Raw genomic sequence first — 2,559 nt, forward strand, 5'->3', positions numbered from 1 at the left:
CCCCCAGGCCGGCCACACCATACGAATCAACGACCCGCGAAGTTCGGGCCTAGCCGCCTTCAGCGCCAGGGCCCGCGCCCAGTCCAGGCCCAGCCCCAGCAGCACCTTCTCGGTCTGTGCCGCGAACTTCGGAGCCGGTCCCACTTCGGGCGCCGTGACGTCGAACTGCACCGGGTTCGCGACCAGTTCGAGCTCCCCGGCCCGCACGATGTACTCGTTCGCCCGCACTTGGACGTCGGCGGCGACCTGCCGGGAGTCCTGTACGGGTGTTCTCGGCGATGAGCTCCTCGGTCGCGAACCGTGGATCCTCGGCCAGTTCGGGCCTGGGGATCGCCGCCACCGGCCGCCACCACCACCCGCGCTCGCCTCCCTCTTCACGGCATCCCCTCGCACGCGCATTAACGAACAAGCCGACAGCGGGCACAATCTGAGCCTCGGGCATTCGGCCCGGGCTATCACCTGAACGTGCTGTCGTTCGTCGAGGAGTGCGCGGTGACCCGAGAGGCCGACATCGCCGCGCCCCCACCAGAGGGGAGAGCGGGATGAACCAGACGGATGTGGTCGCGACTCTGCTGCGCCTGGTCCTGGGCGTCGTCATGATCGCGCACGGTCTCAACCACTGGCGCGGCGGCGGCCGTATCGCCGGCACCGCCCGCTGGTTCACCGGCCTGGGCCTGCGCCACGGGGTGCTCCAGGCCTGGATGAGCGTGGTCACCGAGATCGGCGCCGGCGTCCTGCTGCTGGCCGGTCTGCTCACCCCGCTGGCCTGCGCGGCCGTCATCTCGGTGATGCTGGTCGCGGGCCTGCTCGCCCACCGCCCCAACGGGTTCTTCGTCTTCAAGGAGGGTTACGAGTACGTCCTGACCCTCGCCGTCGTCTCCCTGGCGCTGGCCGTGCTCGGCCCGGGCAGCGCCTCGCTCGACGACGCCGCCGGCATCGACACGTCCGGATGGCCCGGCTTCGGGATCGCACTCGGCGTGGCCGTCGTGGCGACCGGCGGTCTGCTCGCCACGTTCTGGCGCCCCCAGCGGCCCGCGCCGGAACCGGCGCCGAGTCCCGAACCCCTTGAGCAGGATGCCAGTTGATGCGTGTCGGTTTCATCGGCCTGGGCAGCCAGGGCGCTCCCATGGCCAGCCGGATCATCGACGCGGGCTACGAGACGACCCCGTCACATGTCAGTGTCGTGCCGCGATCGACGCACTCTCGGGTACGGCGGACGAGGCGACGATTCGCCCGGCAGGCCCTCGGCGGCGGTCCAGGAACGCGGCAAGGACCGAGAGCAGCAGCGCGCTGCCGGCGAGAAGCGCGCCGATCCAGTTGGGGGAGGTGTAGCCGAGCCCGCCCGCGATGGCGACGCCGCCCAGCCAGGCGGCCAGCGCATTGCCGAGGTTGAAGGCGCCGATGTTGGCGGCGGACGCCAGGGTCGGTGCGGCCGAGGCCTGGTCCAGCACCCACTTCTGCAGCGGTGGCACGGTCGCGAACCCGAGCGCGCCGATCAGCGCCAGCGTCAGCGCGGCCGCCATCTTGTCGTGGGCCGTGACCGTGAACAGCAGCAGGGCCAGGGACAGCGCGCCCAGCGCGGCGAACAGCATCGGCATCAGCGCCCGGTCGGCGAACCGGCCGCCCACCAGGTTGCCCAGGAACATCCCCCCGCCGAACAGCACCAGCAGCCAGGTGACCGCGCCGGACGAGTAGCCGGCGACCTCGGTCATCATCGGCGTGATGTAGGTGATCGCGGCGAACACGCTCCCGAATCCGAGCACCGTCATCGCCATCGCGAGCCAGACCTGGACGTTGCGGAAGGCGGCGAACTCGGTGCGCAGGGTGTGGGTCTCGGGCCGGCCCGTCTCCGGCACCAGCCTGGCCACACCGAGAAGCCCCACGACGCCGAGCGCGGCGACGCCGGCGAAGGTGACCCGCCAGCCGGCGGCCTGTCCGACGTACGTCCCCAGGGGGACCCCCACGATGTTGGCGACCGTCAGACCCGTGAACATCAGGGAGATCGCCGAGGCCTTCTTCTCCGGCGCGACCAGTCCGGCCGCCACCACCGATCCGATGCCGAAGAACGCGCCGTGCGCGAGCGAGGCGACCACCCGGCCGATCAGCATCACCGCGAAGACGGGCGCGAGCGCCGACAGGACGTTGCCCACGACGAACACGCCCATCAGGAACATGAGCATCTTCTTGCGGGAGACCCTGGTGCCCAGGACGGTCAGCACGGGCGCGCCCAGGACCACGCCCAGCGCGTAACCGGAGACCAGCCATCCGGCGGTGGGGATGGAGACCCCGAAGTCACCCGCGACCTGGGGCAGCACGCCCATGATCACGAACTCGGTGGTGCCGATCCCGAAGGCCCCGATGGCCAGGGCCAGAAGGGCGAGAGGCATGGGAGAAACCTTCCAGAAGATTGCTTGTTGCGCTTACGGGCGTCGACAATAATTGCAGACGCGTGATAAATGCAAGCGCAGATGATGCCGGTTGCTGATAGTGCGTGTGTGCATTCATCTGCTCAGGAGAAAGCCCCCGCGGCGAGCTGCTCACGGGGGCTGGGGGCCAGGG

General features: G+C 70.1%; 2 protein-coding genes and 2 pseudogenes. 2 read left to right on the forward strand and 2 right to left on the reverse strand.

Features of this window, described 5'->3' with window-relative positions:
- Window positions 1–228: pseudogene (locus tag GRC12_RS43530) on the reverse strand (hypothetical protein); the annotation flags it as partial.
- Window positions 229–542: 314 nt separating this feature from the next.
- Between GRC12_RS43530 and GRC12_RS43535 the strand changes: the two are divergent.
- Window positions 543–1,085, forward strand: coding sequence for a DoxX family protein (locus GRC12_RS43535; protein ID WP_208785966.1), 543 nt, complete (start codon window positions 543–545; stop codon window positions 1,083–1,085).
- A gap of 41 nt (window positions 1,086–1,126) precedes the next feature.
- Window positions 1,127–1,180 (forward strand): annotated as a pseudogene (locus GRC12_RS47185) (hypothetical protein); the annotation flags it as partial.
- Here GRC12_RS47185 and GRC12_RS43545 read toward each other — a convergent pair.
- The gene (locus tag GRC12_RS43545; protein WP_208785967.1) at window positions 1,176–2,387 is read right to left on the reverse strand and encodes an MFS transporter; all 1,212 of its coding nucleotides are present in this window, start codon (window positions 2,385–2,387) and stop codon (window positions 1,176–1,178) included. The pseudogene GRC12_RS47185 and the gene GRC12_RS43545 overlap by 5 nt on opposite strands.
- Window positions 2,388–2,559 lie beyond the last annotated feature (172 nt).

It is taken from the genome of Streptomyces griseorubiginosus (genome assembly GCF_017614965.1).
Taxonomy (GTDB): domain Bacteria; phylum Actinomycetota; class Actinomycetes; order Streptomycetales; family Streptomycetaceae; genus Streptomyces; species Streptomyces griseorubiginosus_B.

Excerpts from the sequence above, each read along its gene's own strand:
- GRC12_RS43545 (WP_208785967.1), bottom strand. The coding sequence starts at position 2,387 with ATGCCTCTCGCCCTTCTGGCCCTGGCCATCGGGGCCTTCGGGATCGGC.
- GRC12_RS43535 (WP_208785966.1), top strand. The coding sequence starts at position 543 with ATGAACCAGACGGATGTGGTCGCGACTCTGCTGCGCCTGGTCCTGGGC.